The following is a 23,282-nucleotide window of genomic DNA, read 5'->3' as shown; positions in this document are numbered from 1 at the left end:
AGATAAATTATTCTAGGATGGCAAAGTGGGAAAGAGCAGATTAAGTAGGTGCAAACAAAAGTCGATTAATCGAGTTATTTGTAGCGGGTACAACAGCACGAACAGCCGCCTCTTTAGTTGGCATCAATGAAATAACGACGGGATATTACTTTCATCGACTTAGACAGGTTATCTATGATTACAGTGAGCATTTGGAATTGCTGGACGGAGAAATAGAAGCAGACGAAAGTTATTTTGGTGGTAGGCGCAAAGGAAAAGGAGGTCGAGGTGCAGTCGATAAAGTTCCTGTATTTGGCTTGTTAAAGTGCAACGGTAAGGTGTTTACTGTTATTATTTCCGATGCTAAAGCCAGAACATTAATGCCGATCATCAGGCAACAGGTAAAGCCCGACAGCATTAGATGTCTCAGAATTTAAGCACTTATCGAATAAATTACAGTAAGCTATTCGCAAACAAGCCTAACCACATTAACAGAATAGAGAATGTTTGGAACCAGGCAAAGCGATATATGCGTCAGTTTAACGGTGTACCAAAAGGCCATTTTCATCTCTTTTTGAAGGAGTGTGAATGGCGATTTAACAACAGTGATCCAGAAAGTCAGTTCAAACAACGGAATCAATAGGTTAAAGACAAAGTTAGTTGATTAACTAGGACAGCCCCTTATTGATTTGTTGTTGGGCTTTACAATCGCAGTACCAACCTGTACTGCGATTGTTTGGATTGCCGATCAATTGCAGCTTGTAACAGGTGGAGTTTTTAGGCTCTTCACCCTAATTGAGTGGGTAGATCAGCGTACCCCCATGAGAGATAAAGATCTATACTCCCAGATCCTGGGTACCAAAAGTCCTTGGCTGGTTTGCAGTGTAGGGTTGGCTCTGTCAGAGGGAGAGGTAACGGTACAGGTTGAGCAGGAGGCAGACGCCAAGCAGTGTTGTTCAACCTGTGGGCAGATCTCACCGGGCTATGACTCACACAAGCGCCGCTGGCGGCACCTGGATAGGTGTGCCCAGGGTGAAGCGTGAAGAACATGGGGTAGTCACCGTGTCAGTTCCTTGGGCGGAACCGGGCTCTGGATTTACTGCAATGTTTGAGGCGCTGGTGATCGATTGGTTGAAAGAGATGTCCATCTCGTCAGTCTCCCGATTGATGGGGCTGAGTTGGAATGCCATTGATGGAATTATGCAGCGAGCGGTTAAATGAGGATTGGCACGCAGAACAGAGATTAGCCCAACACGTATAGGTATTGATGAGACGGTCTTCAAAAAACTCCATGATTATGTAACAGTCTTATCAGACCAGGATGCAGGTACAGTGCTACACGTGGGCAGTGACCGCAAAAAGGCCACGTTCAAAGCATGGTACGAAAGTTTGACAAAGGAGCAGCGAGAAGCGATAGAGAGTGTCTCCATGGATATGTGGCCAGCCTTATCAATGCCACACGGGAAAGCCTGCCTGGGGCTGAAGAGACGATTGTCTTTAGTAAATGCCATGTCGCCAAATACCTCGGTGAGGCAGTGGACAAGGTAGGTCGCCAAGAGCACAAAGCGCTGATGGCTATGAGGACCTTAAAGGCAGCCAGTATGACTGGCTCTGCAACCCGGAGAGTATGCGCGCAGACAGGAATTACGGTTCAAGGCGCTACGTGACAGCACGCTGAAGGCTACCCGCGCCTGGGCGATCAAAGAGTTTGCCATGTCACTCTGGCGCTATGCCAGCAAGACATGAGCAAGAAAAGACTGGGAGCGGTGGTTGTCATGGGCAGTGCGCAGTGGCCTGGAGCCAATCAAGAAAGTGGCGGGAACAATCAAGGATCATCTGTGGGAAATATTAAACGCTGTTGTTTTGGAAGTAAATAATGGTTCGGCAGTAAGGTATCAAAAGCCGAATCAATATGATCAAAGTGCGTGGCAGAGGTTTCCGCAACAAGGAGCGATTTGCCAATGCAATCTACTTCCATCTTGGAGGGCTGAATCTTTATCCTGAGGGAGTGGTTGGGTGATATTTACCCACTCGACTAGGGGAAGAGCCAGTTTTTTAGTAGAAGGTAACTGAATTAGGTACCTGATTCAGTTACCTTATGGAGTAGGGGGGTAATGCTTTTTTTTGAGGCGCGCTTTATACTGTTGCCCCATTCCGATAGCTTTAAGGACGATGGAGTGTTTGACGGTATTATCAAAGGTTTTTCCATCTGCAATTCGATCACGAGAATCTGGGAACGATGATTCGTCTGCTTTCTTTTTGCAAAGTGGGCTTATTACAGGATAATCGGTTGTTGATTTATTGAATAACTATAAAAATCAAGTAATTAAATAAAACATGAACTTAATTATAAAGAGCATTCAGCATCTTCTTTTGCTATGTGTACTGGCTTTGCCATTGTCAGTCGCAGCAGAGAGTTTTGTGATTAAGGATATACGAGTCGAAGGACTCCAGCGCATATCTGCTGGCACGGTATTTAATTATCTGCCGGTTGGGATCGGCCAGGAGATAGAGGCGGAAGAGACCGGCTTTATCATTCGTGCTCTTTTTAAGACCGGTTTCTTTAAGGATGTGCGATTGGAACGGGAACGGGATGTGCTGATCGTTTCTGTCCGTGAGCGACCTGCTATTGCCAAAATTGAGATCGAAGGCAATAAATCTATGGAAACTGAACAGCTGCTGCTGGCACTGAAGGATATCGGGCTGGCAGAGGGCCGGGTGTTCAATAGCTCCATTCTGGATAAGATCGAGCAGGAGTTGAGTCGCCAATACTTCAATCAGGGTAAGTATGGTGTGAAACTCGATTCCACAGTGATACCGCTGGAGCGAAACCGAGCGGCGGTCAATATCGATATTTCTGAAGGCCAGACGGCTCGTATCAAAAAGATAAATATTATCGGTAATACCTCCTTTGAAGAGGATGAGTTGCTGGATCAATTCTCTCTAAGTACCACCGGGTTTCTCTCTACTTTCACCAAAGACGATCAGTACTCTAAACAGGCCCTTTCCGGTGATCTGGAAAAACTTCGCTCGTTCTATCTTGATCGTGGCTATATCAATTTTAAAATTACCTCAACACAGGTCTCGATCACCCCGGACAAGAAGGACATCTACGTAAGGGTTAATATTGCTGAAGGCGATGTTTATACCATCAGTGATATCAACTTGGCTGGTGACCTGATAGTGAAGAAGGAGAAGTATTTTCCACTGATTCATCTCATCCGGGGTGAAATATTTTCACGCAAGGAGATTGTTGGTAGCGCGGAACGGGTTAATAAGCTGCTGAGTGATAACGGATATGCTTTTGCCAACGTTAACAGCATTCCGGAAATAGATGAAGAGAAGAAGCAGGTTAAAATCACCTATTTTGTCGACCCCGGTAAACGGGTCTATGTGCGCCGGATCACTATGCGCGGTAATACCAGCACCCGTGATGAAGTACTGCGGCGTGAGATGAGGCAGTTCGAGGCGGCGTGGTTCTCTGGAGACCGGGTTCGCCTTTCCCGGGAGCGCTTGAAGCGATTGGGCTACTTTGATGAAGTGAATATGAAGACTTCGGCCGTCCCAGGATCGACAGATCAGGTGGATGTTAATATTAGCGTTGTTGAGAAGCCCATGGGTAATCTGGTAGCTGGGCTGGGTTTTTCACAATCCTCTGGCATTATATTCAGTACCAAGATCAGTCAGAGAAATTTTCTGGGTACAGGTAAACGAATATCTTTCGCTTTTGATAACAGTGACTCCAATACCCACTATCAGCTCGGGTATACCAACCCTTACTACACAGTGGATGGCATTAGCCGCGGCTTTAATCTGAGCTATAAGAGTACTGATTTTGATGAGGTGGATACAGCAAACTACATCACAGATACGGCCATCATGGGGGTTAATTTCGGTTTTCCGGTGACAGAGACAGATCGCGTCAACCTGACACTGGATCTGGTTTCCACCGATTTTAAACTGAGCGATACACCATCGTCAGAGATTACCCAGTTTCAAACCGATAATGGTGACACGTTCCTCGACTTTAAAATTGGTACCAGCTGGGTTCGTGATTCTCGGGACTCAGCCCTGATGCCAACCAAGGGTGGATTTCAGCGTTTTTCAGCCAGAGCAACACTTCCCGGCAGTGATCTCACCTATTATAAGATCGCCTACAAACATAAACACTACTTTCCTCTGGGCAAGAAGTTAACTATGGCACTGAATGGGGATGTTGCATACGGGGATGTATACGGTGACACTAGCCATCTGCCTTATTGGGAAAACTTTTTCGGAGGCGGCATAAAGACCGTTCGTGGCTATAAGGACTTCAGTCTTGGGCCCCGGGATGATAACAATGATCCATTGGGCGGTAATGTCAAAGTGGTTGCCAACGCCGAGGTGTTTTTCCCGGCACCTTTCAAGCTGATGGAGAGAACCATACGCTTGGGATTATTTGTCGATGCAGGTAATGTATACGACACGGGTGGTGGTACTGACATTGATTTGGGGGAGTTACGCTATTCTTCAGGAGCGTCAGTGTTCTGGCTCTCACCGGTGGGGGCACTGGGCATGAGTCTAGGTTTTCCTTTGAACAAAAAGTCGGGAGATGAAACTGAAACCTTCCAGTTTACCTTTGGTACAGCTTTCTAAGTATTTGGAGAAGAATTTTGAAAAAATTAGTTCTCATAGCATTGATAGTCGGTTTTCTGGGCTTAGCGGGCTTCGCCTCTGCTGCGGACAGTTTCAAAATTGCGGTGGTTAACGCCAATAAAGTGGTGGAGAAGTCACCCCAGTATGATGCTGTTCGCAAGGCTTTGGAAACAGAGTTCGAGCGGCGCAACAACGACCTAGTCGCCAACCAAAAACAGCTGAAAAAGCTGGAAGAGAAACTCGCCCGTGATGGTGCTGTGATGAGTTCTGCCGAGGTGAAACGCCTAGAGCAGGATATTCGTTCACGTCGCCGTAAAGTAAAAAATGCTCAGGACGAATTCAGAGAGGATTTGACCCTTCGCCGTAACGAAGAGGTCAATAAACTCCTCCGCAAAGTATCCGAAGTGGTTCGCCAGGTTGGAGAAGAGGAAGGGATCGACGTAATCTTGAGCGACGGCATCGTATACGTCAGTAAGAGGGCTGATATGAGTAACAAAGTATTGGAACGTCTGAAAAGCCTGTATAAGGCCTCAGGTAAATAAGAGAGCTGAGTTGAGCCATTGCCTGGGAGATCTGGCGCGCCAGGTTGGAGCACAGCTGCATGGCGATTCGGCATGCAAAATTAGCCATGTCGATACCATTCAGGATGCATCTGCGGGTGCACTCTGTTTTCTGACTAATAAAAAATATCGGAAGTACCTCGCAGCGACCGGCGCATCGGCTGTGGTGCTCAGTGAAGAGTATCTGGAGCATTGTCCAGTTAACGCGCTGGTATCTGACAATCCCTATCTAATCTATGCGCGGATCGCTGCTCTTCTTAATCCCCGGGCTGAAATGGAACAGGGGAGGCATCCGTCTGCTGTTGTATCTGATCAGGCCCAAGTCGATGAACAGACCTGGATTGGTCCCTGTGCTGTGGTTGAGGCAGGTGCAATCATTGCGGCAGGTGCCTTTATAGGACCGGGCTGTATTATTGGCCGCGATTGTAAAATAGGAACGGATTCGCGATTAGTTGCCAATATCACACTTTGTCATGGCAGTGAGATCGGCAGTCGTGTGTTGATTCATCCCGGGGCTGTTCTGGGCAGTGATGGCTTTGGATTGGCAGATGACCAGGGTGTTTGGGTCAAGGTGCCGCAACTTGGCAATGTACGTCTGGGGGACGATGTCGAAATCGGGGCCAATACAACCATTGATCGCGGTGCTTTGGGGGATACGGTGATTGAAAATGGAGTGAAGCTGGATAACCAGATTCAGATTGCCCACAATGTGCGTATCGGCGAACATACCGCCATAGCCGCCTGCACTGGAATTGCCGGATCGACAAGTGTCGGCAGTAGCTGCACCCTTGGTGGTGGGGTTGGTGTCGTGGGACACCTGGAAATTGGGGATAATGTCCATTTCTCAGCCCAGACGCTGGTGACCCGCTCATTTAAAGAGCCTGGGTTCTACAGCGGAAGTCTTCCTGCTGTGCCAAATTCGGATTGGCGCAGGACAATTGCACAGGTGAGGCGATTGGATGATGTGGTGGCGCGCCTTAAAGTGCTTGAAAGGCAGATAAAAATAGGTGATTAGAGTAACAATTTAGAATTCAAGTTGAAAAGTGTCCTGATTCTCACGCTTAGAAACGAGAAATAAAGATTTTCTCTGTGCTTCTTTGTGATCTTTCGTGTTCCTTTTTTAATTTTTTGGGCAGATTACTGACCAAGAATGGCTATCAACAGGAGATAATTCTTGATTACCATGGATATTAATAAGGTGCTGAGTTGTTTACCGCACCGCTATCCGTTCCTGATGCTGGATCGGGTGCTTGAGTTTGAAAAAGACAAGCGGCTGTTTGCGCTTAAGAATGTCACCTATAATGAGCCCTTTTTCACCGGGCATTTTCCGATACGTCCAGTGATGCCGGGCGTCATGATTGTTGAGGCAATGGCTCAGGCAACAGCGCTGTTGGTGATGGAGTCGAACCCGGAGAATGTGACGGAGAACACGGTGTGTCTGTTCGTCGGTATGGATAAAGTACGGTTCAAACGCCAAGTTGAGCCTGGAGATCAACTCCATGTCGAGGCGGTTCAGGAGAGCTTCAGGCAGGGTATAGGCAAGTTTAAATGTAGTGCCAGAGTGGAGGGTGTTGTTGCCGCATCTGCAGAAATTATGTGCACAACAAGAGAGTTTGAGTCTTGATCGATCAACGTGCAGTGATAGATACCTCAGCCGAACTGGATGAAGGAGTGAGCGTCGGCCCGTTTGCTATCATAGGGGCGGGTGTCCGGATCGGTAAAGGAACCATGGTGGGACCCCATACTGTGATCAAGGGATTAACCACGATAGGGGAAGATAACCGTGTTTTTCAGTTTGCCTCTGTGGGTGAAGATCCACAGGATATGAAATATGCCGGTGAAGAGACACGGCTGGAGATTGGGGATCGGAATGTTATCCGTGAGTTTGCCACGCTAAACCGTGGTACGGAACAGGATGGCGGTGTCACCCGGATTGGCAGCGATAACCTGCTGATGGCCTATGTCCATGTGGCACATGATTGCCGGATAGGCAATCATGTGATCATGGCTAATGCCGCGTCACTTGGAGGGCATGTCAAGGTGGGGAATTGGGCGATTCTCGGTGGCTTCACCATTGCCCACCAGTTTTGCCGGATAGGCGATCATAGCTTTTGTGCCATGGGCACTCAAACCAACAAGGATATTCCTCCCTTTGTCACCGTCGGTGGGCAACCGGCAAAACCCTACGGAATCAATTCGGAAGGATTGCGTCGGCGCTCTTTTAGTCAGGAAACCATCGACCAGATCAAACGCGGCTATAAGTTGATCTATAAAAAGAGGTTGGTGCTGGATGATGCGGTGACGGAGCTTAAAATGCTGTTGACCGAATGCCCGGAAATCGCGCACTATATCGATTTTTTGGAAACGAGTGAACGCGGTATCGTCCGCTAAGTTTGTTCTTAATAGGCTCCTAGAGATATGTTGAGAATAGGGATCGTCGCCAACGAGCCTTCAGGCGATCTGTTGGGCGCAGGCCTGATGGGTGAGATTCGTGCCAGGGTGCCAGATGCGACATTTGAGGGCATTGGCGGCCCATTGATGCTGAGGCAAGGATGTCATAGTCTGTTTCCCATGGAACGCCTCGCGGTCATAGGGTTGGTGGAGGTGCTGAAGCATCTGCCTGAACTACTCTCAATCCGCCGCCAGCTTACCGCCCACTTTAAGAACAATCCTCCGGATCTGTTTATCGGTGTGGATGCCCCCGATTTTAACCTTGGCCTTGAAAAGGCGCTGAAATCCGCCGCTATACCCACAGTGCATTATGTCAGCCCCTCGGTTTGGGCCTGGCGCCCCAAGCGGGTGAAAAAGATTAGGTCTGCGGTGGATCTGATATTGAGTATTTTTCCGTTTGAAGCAGATTTTCTGAGCAGACATCAGGTCCCCGTCTCCTTTGTCGGACACCCGCTGGCAGATGAAATTCCATTTGAAAATAGCCGTGAAACCGCTCGTACACGACTAGATATCACCGATGGGCAGGTGATTGCGCTTTTACCCGGTAGCAGGATAGGTGAGATTGAATCACTGGCCGCAATATTTCTGGAGAGTGCGAAACAGTGCTTGGTGAGCAAATCCAACCTCCATTTTTTGGTGCCTCTGGTCAATACCCGGACCCGGAGAGTATTTGAAACCATCTGGAAATCGGTTGCCCCTGAGCTGCCGATAACCCTGATGGAGGGAGGGACGAGAGATGCCATGGAAGCCGCTGATGCACTCTTGACGGCATCGGGGACCGCCACTCTGGAAGGGTTGCTGATGAAACGACCGATGGTGGTGGCTTATCGGCTCAATGTGCTGACCTTCTGGATTGTTAAACACTTTAACCTTTTGAAAATCCCCTATGTTGCCATGGCGAACCTGTTGGCCGGAGAGGAACTAGCTCCGGAGTTTATACAGGATGCAGCCACCCCGGAAGCGCTCTCTTCAGCACTTATCGAGCTGCTGGATACGCCTCATCGGGTGGCTCATATTGAACAGACCTATGCGCGCCTGCATCGAGAGATGCGGTTGGACTCCAGCAGTAAAGCGGCCGCTGCCGTTTTGTCTCTGATAGGGAGAGATGAATGAAAAAAATGCTCTATATTGCCGGTGTAGATGAGGTGGGCCGTGGACCGTTGGCGGGCCCTGTGGTCGCTGCTGCTGTGATCCTCGATCCCAATGCAACCATTACGGGGCTTGCTGATTCTAAGAAACTGTCAGAAAAGCGCCGTGAGGCATTGGCAGTAGAGATAGAAAAGAAGGCACTGAGCTGGGCTCTGGGCCGTGCCGAAGTGGAAGAGATCGATGAGATCAATATTCTCCATGCCAGTCTACTGGCGATGAAACGGGCGGTGGAGGCATTGGATATGCCGGCTGAGCATGCGCTGATCGACGGCAACCGTTGTCCGGATCTGCCTTGCAGTGCTGAGGCGATTATCGGTGGCGATGGCAGTGAGCCGGCAATCAGTGCCGCCTCCATTATTGCTAAGGTGGCAAGAGACCGGGAGATGGTCGATCTGGATAGCCGTTATCCCGGCTATGGTCTTGCAAAACACAAAGGCTATCCTACCAAAGTACATATTGAAGCCCTGAAAACGCTTGGCGTAACTGAGATCCACCGACGGTCGTTTGGGCCGGTTAAACGCCTGTTAGGGAATGTTTAATATCAGCAGGTATCCATTCCCGGACAGAGTTTGGGATGAAGGTTTTGATGGTATCTGAGTCATTATGCAGTGTAAAAAAAGTCCTGTCGATCACTCTCGCCTGCCTCTATCTGGAGTTAGAATATCCAAACCATGAATCCATCCTTTGTCCATCTTCGCGTCCACTCAGAATTTTCCATTGTCGATGGCATGGTGCGTATCAAGCCCCTCGTCGGTCAGGTGGCTAAGGCGGGTATGCCGGCGGTTGCGGTGACCGATCAGTCCAACTACTTCTCTCTGGTTAAGTTCTACAAAGCGGCAATTACGGCCGGTGTTAAGCCGGTCAGTGGTGTGGATGTGCTGATACGGGATAGGGATGATCCCAATAACCCTTACCGTATGCTGCTTCTGGTACAAACCCCTCAAGGTTACAGAAATCTGACGCGTCTGATTTCCCGGAGTTATCGTGAAGGTCAGCATCTTGGTCTGGCGATGATGGAGCGGGATTGGCTGAATGTTGAAAGTTGCGCAGGAACTATTGCGCTCTCTGGTGGCCTGGCAGGTGACATAGGCCGGGCTCAGCTTGCAGGAAACAGGGATGAAGCTGTCTCACGGCTCAACCATTGGTTGGGAGTGTTTTCTGACCGCTTCTATCTGGAACTGCATCGTACCGGCCGGAAAAATGAGGAGGAGGCTCTACATGCCAGTGTGGAACTTGCACTGTCCCATAATGTTCCTGTTGTTGCGACCAACGATGTCAGGTTTCTCAAGCCGGATGATTTTGAGGCCCATGAAATACGAGTCTGTATTCACGAGGGCCGTACTCTGGGTGATCCCCGGCGTCCGAAGAACTACAGTGGCCAGCAATATTTGCGCACACCAGAAGAGATGGCTGAACTCTTCTCCGATATTCCTGAAGCTATAGAGAATAGCGTTGAAATTACCAAGCGGTGCAATATTGAACTGATACTTGGCAAGAATTTTCTCCCGGACTTTCCTATTCCAGAAGGGATAACTATCGAGGATTTTTTCTCGGAAGAGTCGCGTAAAGGTTTGGAATTGCGTCTGGAAAAGTTGCTGGATACAGCTGATCCGGACTATGCTGAAAAACACAAGATCTATTATGACCGACTTCAGGTTGAGCTTGATGTCATCAATCAGATGGGTTTTTCGGGCTACTTTCTTATCGTGGCGGATTTCATCCAGTGGGCAAAAGATAACGATATTCCTGTGGGGCCTGGGCGTGGATCGGGAGCTGGCTCAATCGTCGCCTATGCCTTGAATATTACCGACCTGGATCCAATTGAACACGAACTGCTGTTTGAACGATTCCTCAATCCTGAACGAGTCTCCATGCCGGATTTTGATGTTGATTTCTGTATGGATAAACGGGATCTGGTTATCGACTATGTGGCACGGACATACGGTAGAGATTCTGTATCCCAGATCATCACCTACGGCACTATGGCCGCCAAGGCGGTGATCCGGGATGTGGGGCGGGTGCTTGGTTACCCTTATGGTTTTACTGACCGAATTGCCAAGATGGTGCCGTTTGAGATCGGTATCACCCTCGATAAAGCACTGGAGGAGAGCGAGGAGCTGAAACAGGCATATCAGGATGAAGAGGATGTCTCTCTGCTGATCGATATGGCAAAAAAACTGGAGGGGCTGACCCGTAACGCCGGTAAGCATGCCGGTGGTGTGGTGATCTCTCCGGGGGCACTGACCGATTTTACACCCCTCTATTGTGAAGCCGACAGTGCCAACTTGGTAACCCAGTTTGACAAAGATGATGTAGAGCAGGTCGGGCTGGTTAAGTTCGACTTTCTTGGGCTGCGCACTCTCACCATTGTTGATTGGGCCTTAAAGGCTGTTAATCGCCAGCGTAAGGCCGATAACCTAGATCCAGTAGATATTACCCAGATAGCGATGGATGATGAGGCGTCATTCCGCTTGCTGAAATCGGCAGAAACCACGGCGGTTTTTCAGTTGGAGTCCCGCGGCATGAAGGAGCTGGTGAAAAAGCTCCAGCCTGACAGCTTTGACGATATCACGGCACTGGTGGCACTGTTTCGGCCGGGTCCCCTGCAGTCGGGCATGGTGGATGACTTTATTGCCCGTAAGCATGGATGCCAGGAGGTAGTCTATCCGCACCCGGATCTGGAACCTATTCTCCGGTCCACCTATGGCGTCATTCTCTACCAGGAGCAGGTGATGCAGATTGCCCAGGTTCTCGCCGGCTATTCATTGGGTGGGGCCGACCTGCTGCGTCGGGCGATGGGCAAGAAAAAGCCCGAAGAGATGAAGAAGCAGGGAGAGATCTTCCGTAAGGGTGCGGTAGAGCGAGGGGTGGATGAAGATACGGCAACCTACATCTTTGATCTGATGGAGAAGTTTGCCGGTTACGGTTTCAATAAATCCCATTCGGCTGCCTATGCTCTGGTCTCTTATCAGACCATGTGGCTCAAGGCTCACTATCCGGCTGCTTTTATGGCGGCGGTGCTTTCGGCGGATATGGACACGACTGAAAAAGTGGTGACCCTGATTGAGGAGTGCCGCAATATGAAACTTGAGGTGAGTCCACCCCATGTGAACCATTCTCAGTTTAAATTCACTGTGGATGGTGACGATACGGTGATCTATGGTCTGGGGGCGCTCAAGGGAGTCGGTGAGTCGGCCATCGAAAGCATTACCGGATCGCGGCCACAGAGCGGTAGCTACAAGGATCTGTTTGAATTTTGCCGGTTGATCGATCTGCGCAAGGTCAATCGCCGGGTTCTGGACTCCCTGATCAAGGCGGGTGCATTGGATGAGCTGGGCAGCAACCGGGCGACACTGATGTCGCAACTCCCCCTGGCACTGAAAATGGCCGAGCAACACCATGAAATGGAAGCGGCAGGGCAGGATGATCTGTTTGGCATGGCGGACCCTGAGCCGGAGCTTGCCCCTGATCTGCAGGTGATCCCCGACAGTCTGGAGGAGTGGGAGGATGAACTGCGCCTGCAGGGAGAGAAGGAGACACTGGGGCTCTATCTGACCGGCCACCCCATCGATCGCTACGAGCGGGAATTTTCCGGGCTGGGGATCACCCAAATTGGAAAACTCTCTATAGATGAAAACGACGGTGGTGGTGACAGGAAGTTCCGGCGGCGTTCCAGTCAGCGTGTCACAGTGGCTGGTTTGGCACTCTCAGTCAGCCATCGCCAAACCCAGCGAGGGCGGATGGGAACCCTGGTGCTGGATGACCGCAGTGGGCGAATAGAAACAACACTCTTTTCGGAGGCCTATGAAGCCAATAAGGATGTGCTGGTGAGTGACCGTATCCTCGTGGTGACCGGTAACCTGAGCTATGATGAATACCGGGGTGGCAAGAGTATTCGGGTCGACCAGGTGATTGAGTTCGAGCAGGCGCGAATAGCCTATGCAAAGTCCGTGAAATTGAAGACCAACTGGCAATGGCTGGCTGAATTGGGGCTTGCGCCCGCCGAATTTGTGAAAGAGCTGGAAGAGCGCTGCTCACCCTACCAGGGTGGTAATTGCGATCTACAACTCAGCTACAGGGGACGTGAGGCTGCCGGTACCATAGTTTGCGGTGATGTCTGGAAACTGCGTCCTGCCGATGAACTGCTGAGGAAACTGGAACGACTCTTCGGACCTGAGCATGTGGAAGTAATCTATTCACTGCATTCCTGGTCAGCTGACTCCTCCTGAGGGAGGTTCTGAAATTGTGCCTGTTCGGAATGGCTTAAAATAAGGAGCTCAGTGATCATAGAGGAATTCACTGTTTCATTCCCATGTTCTGCGTAGGAATATATCCCTGAGAAGAATATGTCACGGGCAGCTACTCTCCCGCGAAATTGCGATAATCAAGTACAACAAAAGCCTCTGCGATCTCTGCATTCCTTTTCTGAAGAAACTAACCAGCCTCAGAGGCTCCACTGAGGTGCGTTATCTAATCATCCAGCCTGTTATATCGACGTCGAATCCGGTATATTCCGCGTATGGATCTTAATTTTCTTGAATTTGAACAACCTATTGCTGAGCTTGAGGCGAAGGTCGAAGAGCTTCGTTTGGTCGGTGATGATGACGAGATCAACATCCAGGACGAGATTGCCCGCCTAGAAAGTAAGTGCCGCTCTCTCACTGAATCGATATTTTCCAACCTGAAACCCTGGCAGATTTCGCAACTGGCGCGTCACCCGCTGCGCCCGTATATGCTGAACTACATCGATGCTATATTTGATGATTTTCAGGAGATGCATGGAGACAGGGCATATGCTGATGACCATGCCATTATCGGCGGTGTGGCCCGTTTGGATGGGCGTCCGATGATGATCATCGGTCAGCAAAAAGGCCGGGACACAAAAGAGAAGATTCACCGTAATTTTGGTATGCCCCGTCCGGAAGGCTACCGTAAGGCGCTAAGGCTGATGGAGACCGCCGAGCGGTTCAAACTGCCAATTCTTACTTTTATCGATACACCAGGGGCTTATCCTGGTATCGGCGCCGAAGAGCGTGGCCAGAGTGAGGCGATTGCACGCAATCTGCTGGTGATGTCCGGGTTGAAGACACCGATTATCTGCACGGTCATTGGCGAAGGTGGGTCAGGTGGCGCGCTGGCCATTGGCGTCGGTGATCGGGTGATGATGCTGGAGTATGGCACTTACTCAGTTATTTCACCGGAGGGCTGTGCTTCCATTCTCTGGAAGAGCGCCGAAAAAGCCTCGCTGGCCGCCGAGGCCATGGGTATTACCTCAAGTCGTTTGAAAGAGCTGAAACTGATCGACACTATCGTGCCTGAACCACTGGGCGGTGCCCATCGGGATGCAGCTGCGGTTGTCCGCAACCTGAAACACGCCCTGGTAGAGACTCTGGATCATCTTGAAACTATCCCGATGGATAAACTGCTGGAAGAACGCTACCAACGGCTGATGAATTATGGTGAATTCGCCAGCTGATGTGAGCGAAAAGCCTTTCGTTCTCTCTAGACTCCTGGGAGCTCTTGCCGGGCTCCCAAAAACATCCCGCTATTGGGTGGCCTACAGTGGTGGGCTGGATTCTCATGTTCTGCTGCACGGATTGTTCGCACTACGTGGCAAACTTTCCGCTGAGGTTCATGCCGTCTATGTCGATCATGGCCTGCAAGCGGAGTCGGGTGATTGGGCTGTTCACTGTGCCGCTATCTGCCAATCTCTCGATATCTCGCTGCAAGTCATTGAGCTTCATCTGAAACCTGAAAAGGGCGAGAGTTTGGAGGCCCAGGCGCGCCGTGCAAGGTATCAGGCTATTGAATCCCTGATGGCAGAGGATGATATCCTGCTGACTGCCCACCATCAGGATGATCAGGCCGAAACGCTTCTGCTACAGTTGCTTCGCGGTGCAGGGCCAGCCGGATTGGCAGCGATGCCTGCTGAGGCCGGTTTTGGTAAAGGATTTCACGCTAGGCCGCTGCTTGGCCTCAGCCGGAAGGCGCTGTCGCTTTATGGTGCAGAGCACCAGCTCACATGGATAGAGGATAAGAGCAATAATGACCTTTCATATGATCGCAACTATCTGAGACACCAGATCATTCCATTAATAGAGGAACGCTGGCCATCTATGGGCCGCACGCTTTCACGAAGTGCCCAGCACCTTGGAGAGAGTCAATCTCTGATCGATGAACTGGCCAGGGAGGAGTTGAAAGGGTTACTGGGGGTTGAGCCTGATACACTCTCTATCCTTGGACTGCGTGAGCTGACACCTGCCCGGGCTCGGGCCGTTTTAAGATTCTGGATCAGAGAAGTCGGCTTTCCGCTGCCTGATACAGTGCGTTTGAATCGTATTTTTGATGAGGTTGTGACTGCGAGAGCAGATCGTAATCCTGTGGTGAGTTGGCTAGGGACCGAGGTTCGGCGTTATCGCGATTGCCTCTATCTGATGTCGCCTTTGCCTGAATTGGATTCTGCAGTGGTTTTGGCATGGGATTTAAACGCTCCCCTGACACTCCCTTCTGGCCTGGGCCAACTCAAGTTTGAGCGGGATACGGTGGGTATTGCCTCTGATCTGATTGAGGGGAAATCTGTTGAGGTTCGGTTCCAGCATAGTGGGGAACGCCTCCGGATCGGCCACCTCCATTCCATAACCTTCAAGAATTTTTATCAGCAGAACGCCATTCCCCCCTGGAGACGCTCTCGGCTACCGTTGCTTTTTATCAATGGTGAACTGGCAGCAGTGGCCGACATCTGTGTTACCGCACCATTTCTGGGTCAGCCGGGTCTGTGTTTATTATGGGAATATAAATATTAACCCGGTTATTTTTGGGATTATTGATGTGGTGGATTTAAGTTGTAAGTACACCACCATAAATCACCAAACCCGGATGTTAAGTCAGGTTTCCGTCAATAGCGAATCTGGTGTAATATTCGCCCTCCGATTCGTACGAGGTATGTCATGCAAGATCTCAATTCGATTACTAATAAAATCAGTGAATTACAAGGCCGATCAGAATCCTTGAGGGGGTATCTTTGACTATGATGAAAAGCAGGAGCGCCTGACAGAGGTTCTGCGGGAACTGGAAGACCCTGAAGTATGGAACGATCCAGAGCGGGCTCAGGCCCTTGGCAAAGAGCGGGCCTCGCTGGAACTTATCGTTTTCACTCTGGATGAAATGAACAACAGCCTTGTGGATGCCGGAGATCTGCTGGAGATGGCGGTTGAGGAGGGCGACGAAGAGAGTGTCGATGCGGTTGCTGCTGATCTGGCTGTTTTTGAAAAGCGGATTGCCGACCTGGAATTTCGGCGCATGTTCTCCGGCGAGATGGACGCTAGCAACGCATTTTTGGATATCCAGGCGGGTTCCGGTGGCACAGAAGCCCAGGATTGGGCCGAAATGCTGTTGCGTATGTATCTGCGCTGGGGCGAGCATCAGGGCTTCAAAACAGAATTGATGGAGGCCTCATCGGGCGAAGTGGCTGGAATCAAATCTGCCACCATCCGGTTTGAGGGCGAGTATGCGTTTGGCTGGTTGCGCACCGAGATAGGGGTACACCGGCTGGTGCGAAAATCGCCCTTTGATTCAGGTAACCGGCGTCATACCTCTTTTGCCTCAGTATTCGTAGCCCCTGAAATTGACGATTCGATTGAGATTGATATCAATCCGGCTGATTTGCGAATCGATGTCTACCGGGCCAGTGGGGCTGGTGGACAGCATGTCAACAGGACCGAGTCAGCGGTACGTATTACCCATGTTCCCACCGGCACTGTGACCCAGTGCCAGAATGACCGCTCCCAGCACAAGAACAAAGCTCAGGCGATGAAGCAACTCAAGGCGAAACTTTATGAGCTGGAGATGCAGAAACGTAACGCGGAACAGCAGACACTGGAGGATTCAAAGTCAGATATCGGATGGGGCAGCCAGATACGTTCTTATGTTCTCGATCAGTCGAGGATTAAGGACTTGCGGACTGGGGTTGAGACAGGAAATACCCAGGCAGTGCTGGATGGTGGGTTGAACCTCTTTATTGAAGCGAGTCTGAAAAGCGGGTTGTAAATAACCAGGGAATCTAGGCCCACTGGTGTGGGTGGGGAAATTCCATCTCTGCCGGCTAAATAAACGACATATGAGTTGAACAATGACTGAACAGATCCAGGACGAAAACAAACTAATAGCCCAGAGACGTGAAAAGCTTGCGCAGATCCGTGAACGGGGTATCGCATTCCCTAACGATTTCCGGCGTAATGTGGTGGCGGGAGAGCTTCACGCAGAGTATGGCGAAAAGGCGGCGGAAGAGCTGGAGTCCCTGGGAGTACGGGTCAAAGTGGCCGGACGCCTGATGAGCCGGCGCATCATGGGTAAAGCGAGTTTCGCCCATGTGCAGGATATGTCTGGCCGGATACAGCTCTTTGTGCAGCGCGATGGACTGCCTGAAGGTGTCTATAATCAGCAGTTCAAGAAAGAGCTGGATATTGGCGATATTATCGGGGCGGAAGGTGAGCTGTTTAAAACCAAAACCGGTGAACTCTCCATCCGTTGTGACGAGATCCGGTTGCTGACCAAGTCACTGCGCCCGCTGCCGGAGAAGTTTCACGGCCTTATTGATCAGGAGCAGCGGTATCGTCAACGCTACCTTGATCTGATTATGAACGAGGCATCCCGGGAGACGTTTAAAGTTCGTACCTGCACGATTCAGTTTATCCGTAGCTATCTCAACGGTCGCAATTTCCTGGAAGTTGAGACACCCATGATGCAGGCGATTCCCGGCGGTGCGACAGCCAGACCTTTCCTTACCCATCACAATGCCCTGGATATGCAACTATTCCTGCGTATTGCGCCTGAGCTCTATCTGAAGCGTCTGGTGGTAGGCGGTTTTGAGCGGGTCTACGAAATTAACCGTAACTTTCGGAATGAAGGGTTATCGACCCGGCATAATCCCGAATTCACCATGCTTGAGTTCTATGAAGCCTATGCGGACTACAACGACCTGATGAATCTGACCGAGGATATGCTGCGCTCGCTGGCAGAGAAGGTTGTCGGTTCGACCAAGGTCCAGTATCAGGGCGATGAGTATGATTTCGGCAAACCTTTTACCCGAATGTCCGTCAAAGGCTCGATTCTTCACTTCAATGCAGATATCACTGAACAGGAGCTGGGTGACTTGGAGAAAGCGCGGGCCGTTGCCGAACGGCTGGAGATTCCACTGAAGGATAGTTATGGCCTGGGAAAGATTCAGATAGAGATCTTTGAGAAGATAGTTGAACATCGTTTGATGGCTCCAACCTTCATTACGGAATACCCGACCGAGGTTTCGCCTCTGGCGCGGCGCAATAATGAAAACCCCTTTGTCACCGATCGGTTTGAATTTTTTGTTGGCGGGCGTGAAATTGCCAATGGTTTCTCGGAGTTGAATGACGCCGAAGATCAGGCTAACCGTTTCCGCAAGCAGGTGGAAGAGAAAGAGGTGGGAGATAATGAAGCGATGCATTTTGATGCAGATTACATTCGTGCCCTGGAACATGGACTGCCACCTACGGCGGGTGAAGGCATAGGGATAGACCGGCTGGTGATGCTGTTTACCGATGCCCCGTCGATTCGCGATGTGCTTCTGTTTCCCCATATGCGTCCTGAATAGCGGATTCAATCACAATCTGTGCATCCCTGCCTTTCTATTAAGGGTTGATCTGTTGTGGCTTGAACTGATATTCAGTTCAAAAGAATAGTAAAGGAGAAGTCCTGTGAGAATGCAGAAATTAGCACTGGTGGTCCTGTTGACTAGCATGACTATCGGCTGTACCACGATCGTCCCCTATACCCGGGATGAGAAAACCTCCAATACGGTAAAGGGCGTTGGTATTGGTGCGGTTGTGGGTGGCATTGCCGGGGCTCTGGCCAATAAGGGCGATAGAGGGAAAGGCGCAGTCATAGGTGCCGCCCTTGGAGCTGGAGCTGGTGGTGGCATTGGTTATTATATGGATCAGCAAGAAGCCAATCTGCGCCGCACTCTGGAAGGGAGTGGCGTCAGCGTTACCCGAAATGGCGACAGAATTACTTTGAACATGTCGGGGAATATTACATTCGATACAGGTAGTACATCGATCAAATCCAGCTTCTACGAAGTGCTTGATTCTGTAGGGCTAGTACTGAAAGAGTTTAACGAATCCGATACCAGAGTCGCAGGGCACACTGACAGCAGCGGCGGTGAAAAATTCAATCAAAGGCTCTCTGAGCATCGGGCGGAATCCGTTGCCAGTTACCTTGGAAGACGGCCCAGGGTTGATCCCCGCCGGATCTATGCCATGGGCTATGGTGAGACGATGCCAGTCGCCAGCAATGCTACAAGCAGCGGACGCAGCCGGAACAGACGTGTTGAAATCGAGATAATGCCGCCGCGTAGAATAAGAAGTCAGGGGGGAGTCTGATACGGTAGATATCAGAATAATATCGACTGAACCTCTTCGAGATTTTCAGCGATACCTTCAACATTGACAATCTCCATTTCAGGCTCCACCCCCCCACCCCCAGTTTATGGAGGGAGTATGTTACTCCAGTTGATCTCCATCTCCTGTAGCTGTTCATCTGTTATCGACTAGAGTCTGGCTACCATTACAACGTCCACATAATCTGCTTTTGGGCCGCCATTCAGGCTGCCTATACTGTGATCAGACCGGTTATCATGGCGTGCTCTGGGACAGTCCCGGCTGATGGCGGCGGTCTCGACGCTCTTCTCCCAGATAGTACGCAGGCGTGAATCCAGAACATCAAGTGCCCTGAAAGATCTGTTTTATCGCTAGGCTGGCAATCAGGCTGCGCACCAGTGGGAACCGCCATCTGGATACTCTTAATGGGCATGCGCCCACGGTAGAGAGGGCTGTTGGCAACCTGGAGCAATCGGGTTGAGAGCGCGGCATCAGTATCAACCATATCTGCAATCTCGTGTGCCGAGGAGCTCTTTTGTTCAACCGCATCCTTTACCCTGATGGCAACCTCGGGCAGTGTTGGGAGCGAGATCCTTTTTTCGCTTATTGCTATCAGCAGCTCTTCCAGGAATTCGAGTTCGCTTATACATGGTTCCGTTTTTTATTTTCATTGGGCTAGCTCAGGCTGGTCAAGTTTACATCATAGATGTATATCGGCACATTGCCCTGGAACTTGAGATTTTATATGACATTTTCTAAATGTTTGATATCACCACAGATCACTCTTCGTCGAAAGAGTAGGGGAGTGATTTAAGCTTCAGCTTTGGACCGCTGCTGCTCTCAAGGTGCATGCTATCACTCTCATAGCCGCTGATCTCCATGACTGCCAGCAGTTCATAGCCACCATCCGGAGATGGGCGGGCATCGACAACTTTTCCCGCGCCTTGTCCTGAAGTGCTGTCGGATGAGAAGAGTTTATCTCCCGGAATGGGACGTTTTCCGCTATCTGTATGAGCAAGGTACATGCGACGTTTCAATTTACCCAGGTATTTCATCCGGGCAACCACTTCCTGGCCGGTATAGCAGCCCTTGGTGAAACTGATGCCATCAATAAGGTGCATGTTGGTCATTTGAGGTACAAAGGCCTCAACTGTCTCTTTATAAATGGCGGGTATGCCTGCCTGAATATCGAGCAGTGACCAATGTTCAGCCCCAGAGGGGGGGGCCTCTTTAGCCAGTTGCTGCCATAGGCTGATGATATCGTCGGCTTCACCAATGATCTCAAACCGGGGGGTGGCTCCAGGTAATCTAAGCAGGGTATAGCCATCATGCCGGGCGACCTCTCCGGTGGTTTTCGGTAGCGATGGGAACCGCCTGCTGAGCAGGGAGTCAGCGCAGGTGCCGGCAAGCCCGATTCTGACCAGCTCATCGCTGTTGTCGGTAATGGTGACTTTTGACATCAGCACAAACATGGGGAGGCGTTTCATGACGGCCTGGTGGGTATCTTGCGGAATCTGCAGTAGATAATCCTCATCTCTCATCAGTACCCGGAAGTTGCTGAGCATGCGTCCCTTGGGGGTGCAGAGACTGCTCAGCTGGCTATGGTTGTGAGTGACATTACGAATGTCATTGGTAAACTGGCCCTGCAGGAAGTTCTTCGCATCATCTCCAGAGACTGTTATCAGAGTGAGATGCATCAGGTCGAACAGGGCGCATTCAGGAAACGCTTTGTCCTGATTGAACCGGACCTCCCCGCTCTCATCAAAATGGGCTGACTGGGTTTCTAAAAAGGTCTTCCACTGGCTACTCATGTAGTCCCTCATCTTTATTTACCTGATTGTCGGATTATTATCAAAAAAAGGAACGCAAAGAACCGCGGAGATCACAGCGTTTTTTTGTTTCTTCGGTTGCCGTTTCGGTGTTATTGGATGTTTACAATTCCACCTTGAGACATTCATTCATAACTGCCTGATATCTAAACCAGTTTCTGTTCAGTAGCAGTACTCACAGACACATAAGATAGCGCAGAAAATCCAGAGTATAAAAGATTACGCATTGAAAAATAATGGATTTTTTTGCGATCTCCGCGGCTCTCTGTGTTCCTTAATTTTAAACCGGCACCGCACATACATTAACCAACCCTCCACTACTGCAACTTCCCAATAACAAGGTTATCATAGCGTCCTATTCTTTATGCCACTGGGCTTGTACGGGTAATTCCCGATGATCTCAGCCTATCTGATGAGGCCTCAATGCCAGAGTATCGACCAGTGCCCGGCAGTCTTGCACTGTATAAAATTCGCCCCGCACTTGTGCAACAAGTTAGCGACAAGATTGATATTGAGCTGGAGGGGGGCAAAAGCAAGCGGGTAAGGCCGAAAGATATCACAATTCTCCATCCAGGCCCGCTCCATAAACTGTCTGATCTGGTGGATGCCCATGGTGATATCGATGAGGCCTGGGAGTTGCTGAGCGGCGGTGAAACCGATATCGAAGAGTTGGCGGAGCTGGTGTATGGGGAGTTTACCCCCATTACCGCCTGGGCTGCCTGGGGCCTGGTGATCGAAGGGCTCTATTTTGAGGGTTCTCCGGAAAAAATCTTGGTGCGCAGCGAGGATCAGATTGCAACTGACCGTGAAGCGCGCGAGGCTAAAATTGCTGCAGAGCATTCCTGGTCTGAATTTATCGGTCGGTTGAAGAGCAAGCAGCTGGAGCAGGAAGATCATGAGCGTCTGCTGGAGGTGGAGCGGCTGGCGCTGGGTCAGAGTGAGACCAGCCGGATACTCCATACCTTGGGTCATCAGGAGAATCCGGTGAATGCCAACAGGATGCTGACGGGAGTCGGTTATTGGCCTGAGTGGTACAACCCTTATCCCCAACGCCAGGATTTACCGATAAATAACCCGGATATTCAGATACCGGGCAGTCCGGAAGAGGAGCGGCTGGATCTGACCCATTTGGCTGCATATGCCATTGATGATGAGGGGAGTGAAGACCCGGATGATGCTATAAGCCTGGATGGTGGCCGGATCTGGGTGCATGTTGCCGATGTGGCCTCTCTTGTCGCAGTGGATTCAGCTATTGATCTGGAGGCAAGGGGACGGGGAGCCAATCTCTATCTGCCTGAAAAGGTCGTCCATATGTTGCCGCCGGAAATCACCGAGCGGCTGGGGCTTGGCCTTCAGGCTCTATCGCCGGCTCTTTCTATCGGTTTCAGACTGGATGAAGATGCAGAATTAACCGATATCCATATTGCGCTCACCAAAATAAAGGTATCGCGACATACCTATGATGAAATCGATAACGCTCTTGATGAGAAACCGTTTGCAGATTTGAAGGCGCTTTGCGACCGTTTTAATCAACGACGGATGGCTGCCGGGGCGTCAAACATCAATCTGCCTGAGGTGAGTGTCCGGGTTAAAGAAGAGAATATTCTGATCAAACCGCTGAATCGCCTGGAAAGCCGGCAGATGGTGACGGACGCCATGCTGATGGCCGGAGAGGCGGTGGCGCGCTATGCGCTGAAGCATGAAATCACTATCCCGTTCGCAACTCAGCCGGCACCGGAAAATCCATCTTCTCCAGAGGGCATGGCAGCAAATTTTGCTTATCGCAGACGGTTGAAACCTTCCAAATTAAAGACTCTGGAGGAGCCTCATTCTGGCTTGGGGCTGGCCCTTTATACCCGGGTCACTAGTCCGCTTCGGCGCTATCTGGACCTGATTACTCATCAGCAACTGCGGGCTCATCTGCTGGGAAATGAGGTGATGCCCCTGGAGCTGATTTCTGAACGAATTGGTGCCTCGGGGGCAGTCACGGGTGCCGTACGCCGGGTAGAGCGTTTCTCCAATACCCATTGGAAACTGATCTATCTGATGCGAAATCCTCATTGGCGGGGTAAGGGTGTGGTGGTCGAGATGGTGGATAATCGTGCCAAGGTGATTATTCCTGAGCTGGCACTGGAGACGAGGATTCGGTTGCGCGAGGCGTTGCCGCTGGACACGGAAATATCAGTGGCGGTGAGAGAAATCGACCTGCCTGACTTGACTGTCTGGTTCAGGGTGGTTGGCTGAATCGCCATATTCTCTACAGCTCTCTT

General features: G+C 50.5%; 18 protein-coding genes and 2 pseudogenes. 18 read left to right on the top strand and 2 right to left on the bottom strand.

Annotated elements, in window-relative coordinates; translation table 11 throughout:
• The first annotated feature begins 25 nt into the window (after positions 1-25).
• The 17 genes and pseudogenes from MN084_RS08500 (at position 26) to MN084_RS08415 (ending at position 19,186) form a co-directional block, all read left to right on the top strand.
• Positions 26-622 (top strand): annotated as a pseudogene (locus tag MN084_RS08500) (IS1595 family transposase).
• Positions 623-800: 178 nt separating this feature from the next.
• The gene (locus MN084_RS08495; RefSeq protein ID WP_241087261.1) at positions 801-1,022 is read left to right on the top strand and encodes a hypothetical protein; all 222 of its coding nucleotides are present in this window, start codon (positions 801-803) and stop codon (positions 1,020-1,022) included.
• Positions 1,012-1,200 carry a transposase family protein gene (locus tag MN084_RS08490; RefSeq protein ID WP_241087262.1) on the top strand — a complete coding sequence of 63 codons (189 nt, stop codon included), beginning with the start codon at positions 1,012-1,014 and terminating at the stop codon, positions 1,198-1,200. Before MN084_RS08495 ends, MN084_RS08490 begins: the two co-directional genes overlap by 11 nt.
• Positions 1,201-1,203: 3 nt before the next feature.
• Positions 1,204-1,646: pseudogene (locus tag MN084_RS08485) on the top strand (ISL3 family transposase).
• A gap of 670 nt (positions 1,647-2,316) precedes the next feature.
• Entirely contained in the window at positions 2,317-4,614 is a 2,298-nt protein-coding gene (gene bamA, locus MN084_RS08475; RefSeq protein WP_241087263.1) for an outer membrane protein assembly factor BamA, read from the top strand.
• Positions 4,615-4,631: 17 nt separating this feature from the next.
• The gene (locus tag MN084_RS08470; protein ID WP_241087264.1) at positions 4,632-5,156 is read left to right on the top strand and encodes an OmpH family outer membrane protein; all 525 of its coding nucleotides are present in this window, start codon (positions 4,632-4,634) and stop codon (positions 5,154-5,156) included.
• A gap of 10 nt (positions 5,157-5,166) precedes the next feature.
• The gene (lpxD, locus tag MN084_RS08465; RefSeq protein ID WP_241087265.1) at positions 5,167-6,189 is read left to right on the top strand and encodes a UDP-3-O-(3-hydroxymyristoyl)glucosamine N-acyltransferase; all 1,023 of its coding nucleotides are present in this window, start codon (positions 5,167-5,169) and stop codon (positions 6,187-6,189) included.
• A gap of 168 nt (positions 6,190-6,357) precedes the next feature.
• On the top strand, positions 6,358-6,798 hold the full coding sequence (gene fabZ / locus MN084_RS08460; RefSeq protein WP_241087266.1) for a 3-hydroxyacyl-ACP dehydratase FabZ: 441 nt from the start codon (positions 6,358-6,360) through the stop codon (positions 6,796-6,798).
• Positions 6,795-7,565, top strand: a complete 771-nt coding sequence (gene lpxA, locus MN084_RS08455) for an acyl-ACP--UDP-N-acetylglucosamine O-acyltransferase (protein WP_241087267.1) — start codon at positions 6,795-6,797, stop codon at positions 7,563-7,565. Before fabZ ends, lpxA begins: the two co-directional genes overlap by 4 nt.
• 27 nt (positions 7,566-7,592) lie before the next feature.
• Positions 7,593-8,738, top strand: a complete 1,146-nt coding sequence (lpxB, locus tag MN084_RS08450) for a lipid-A-disaccharide synthase (RefSeq protein WP_241087268.1) — start codon at positions 7,593-7,595, stop codon at positions 8,736-8,738.
• Complete coding sequence (rnhB, locus tag MN084_RS08445; RefSeq protein ID WP_241087269.1) at positions 8,735-9,313, top strand: ribonuclease HII; 579 nt, start codon at positions 8,735-8,737, stop codon at positions 9,311-9,313. The genes lpxB and rnhB overlap by 4 nt, the downstream gene beginning before the upstream one ends.
• A gap of 132 nt (positions 9,314-9,445) precedes the next feature.
• Positions 9,446-13,003: a DNA polymerase III subunit alpha gene (gene dnaE, locus MN084_RS08440; RefSeq protein WP_241087270.1), complete on the top strand. Its 3,558-nt coding sequence runs from the start codon at positions 9,446-9,448 to the stop codon at positions 13,001-13,003.
• Between the two features lie 290 nt (positions 13,004-13,293).
• Complete coding sequence (gene accA / locus MN084_RS08435; protein WP_241087271.1) at positions 13,294-14,250, top strand: acetyl-CoA carboxylase carboxyl transferase subunit alpha; 957 nt, start codon at positions 13,294-13,296, stop codon at positions 14,248-14,250.
• Entirely contained in the window at positions 14,231-15,577 is a 1,347-nt protein-coding gene (tilS, locus tag MN084_RS08430) for a tRNA lysidine(34) synthetase TilS (RefSeq protein WP_330178475.1), read from the top strand. The genes accA and tilS overlap by 20 nt, the downstream gene beginning before the upstream one ends.
• 144 nt (positions 15,578-15,721) lie before the next feature.
• A protein-coding gene (prfB, locus tag MN084_RS08425; RefSeq protein WP_241087273.1) for a peptide chain release factor 2 occupies positions 15,722-16,820 on the top strand; the annotation gives its coding sequence in 2 pieces (ribosomal slippage) (positions 15,722-15,796 and positions 15,798-16,820; 1,098 coding nt in all).
• Between the two features lie 82 nt (positions 16,821-16,902).
• Positions 16,903-18,399: a lysine--tRNA ligase gene (gene lysS, locus MN084_RS08420; RefSeq protein WP_241087274.1), complete on the top strand. Its 1,497-nt coding sequence runs from the start codon at positions 16,903-16,905 to the stop codon at positions 18,397-18,399.
• Between the two features lie 109 nt (positions 18,400-18,508).
• Positions 18,509-19,186, top strand: coding sequence for an OmpA family protein (locus MN084_RS08415; protein WP_241087395.1), 678 nt, complete (start codon positions 18,509-18,511; stop codon positions 19,184-19,186).
• Between the two features lie 229 nt (positions 19,187-19,415).
• On the opposite strand, the gene MN084_RS08410 is transcribed toward MN084_RS08415, so the two are convergent.
• A complete protein-coding gene (locus tag MN084_RS08410) occupies positions 19,416-19,745 on the bottom strand; it encodes an HDOD domain-containing protein (RefSeq protein WP_241087396.1) in 330 nt (109 codons plus the stop codon).
• A 217-nt stretch (positions 19,746-19,962) separates the two neighbouring features.
• Positions 19,963-20,994 carry a CAF17-like 4Fe-4S cluster assembly/insertion protein YgfZ gene (gene ygfZ, locus MN084_RS08405; protein WP_241087275.1) on the bottom strand — a complete coding sequence of 344 codons (1,032 nt, stop codon included), beginning with the start codon at positions 20,992-20,994 and terminating at the stop codon, positions 19,963-19,965.
• Between the two features lie 501 nt (positions 20,995-21,495).
• Here ygfZ and MN084_RS08400 point away from each other — a divergent pair.
• Positions 21,496-23,256 carry a ribonuclease catalytic domain-containing protein gene (locus MN084_RS08400; RefSeq protein ID WP_320416479.1) on the top strand — a complete coding sequence of 587 codons (1,761 nt, stop codon included), beginning with the start codon at positions 21,496-21,498 and terminating at the stop codon, positions 23,254-23,256.
• The last annotated feature ends 26 nt before the right edge of the window (positions 23,257-23,282 follow it).

It is taken from the genome of Candidatus Vondammii sp. HM_W22 (assembly GCF_022530855.2).
Classification (GTDB): domain Bacteria; phylum Pseudomonadota; class Gammaproteobacteria; order Chromatiales; family Chromatiaceae; genus Vondammii.
Note: the sequence above shows the minus strand (reverse complement) of the source record. Positions and strands in the feature narration are given on the sequence as shown.

What these genes read in the sequence shown, in the direction of transcription:
- MN084_RS08495 (WP_241087261.1), top strand. Translation starts at nt 801, where the DNA reads ATGAGAGATAAAGATCTATACTCCCAGATCCTGGGTACCAAAAGTCCT.
- bamA (WP_241087263.1), top strand. Translation starts at nt 2,317, where the DNA reads ATGAACTTAATTATAAAGAGCATTCAGCATCTTCTTTTGCTATGTGTA.
- fabZ (WP_241087266.1), top strand. Translation starts at nt 6,358, where the DNA reads ATGGATATTAATAAGGTGCTGAGTTGTTTACCGCACCGCTATCCGTTC.
- lpxB (WP_241087268.1), top strand. Translation starts at nt 7,593, where the DNA reads ATGTTGAGAATAGGGATCGTCGCCAACGAGCCTTCAGGCGATCTGTTG.
- rnhB (WP_241087269.1), top strand. Translation starts at nt 8,735, where the DNA reads ATGAAAAAAATGCTCTATATTGCCGGTGTAGATGAGGTGGGCCGTGGA.
- dnaE (WP_241087270.1), top strand. Translation starts at nt 9,446, where the DNA reads ATGAATCCATCCTTTGTCCATCTTCGCGTCCACTCAGAATTTTCCATT.
- accA (WP_241087271.1), top strand. Translation starts at nt 13,294, where the DNA reads ATGGATCTTAATTTTCTTGAATTTGAACAACCTATTGCTGAGCTTGAG.
- tilS (WP_330178475.1), top strand. Translation starts at nt 14,231, where the DNA reads ATGGTGAATTCGCCAGCTGATGTGAGCGAAAAGCCTTTCGTTCTCTCT.
- lysS (WP_241087274.1), top strand. Translation starts at nt 16,903, where the DNA reads ATGACTGAACAGATCCAGGACGAAAACAAACTAATAGCCCAGAGACGT.
- MN084_RS08415 (WP_241087395.1), top strand. Translation starts at nt 18,509, where the DNA reads ATGCAGAAATTAGCACTGGTGGTCCTGTTGACTAGCATGACTATCGGC.
- ygfZ (WP_241087275.1), bottom strand. Translation starts at nt 20,994, where the DNA reads ATGAGTAGCCAGTGGAAGACCTTTTTAGAAACCCAGTCAGCCCATTTT.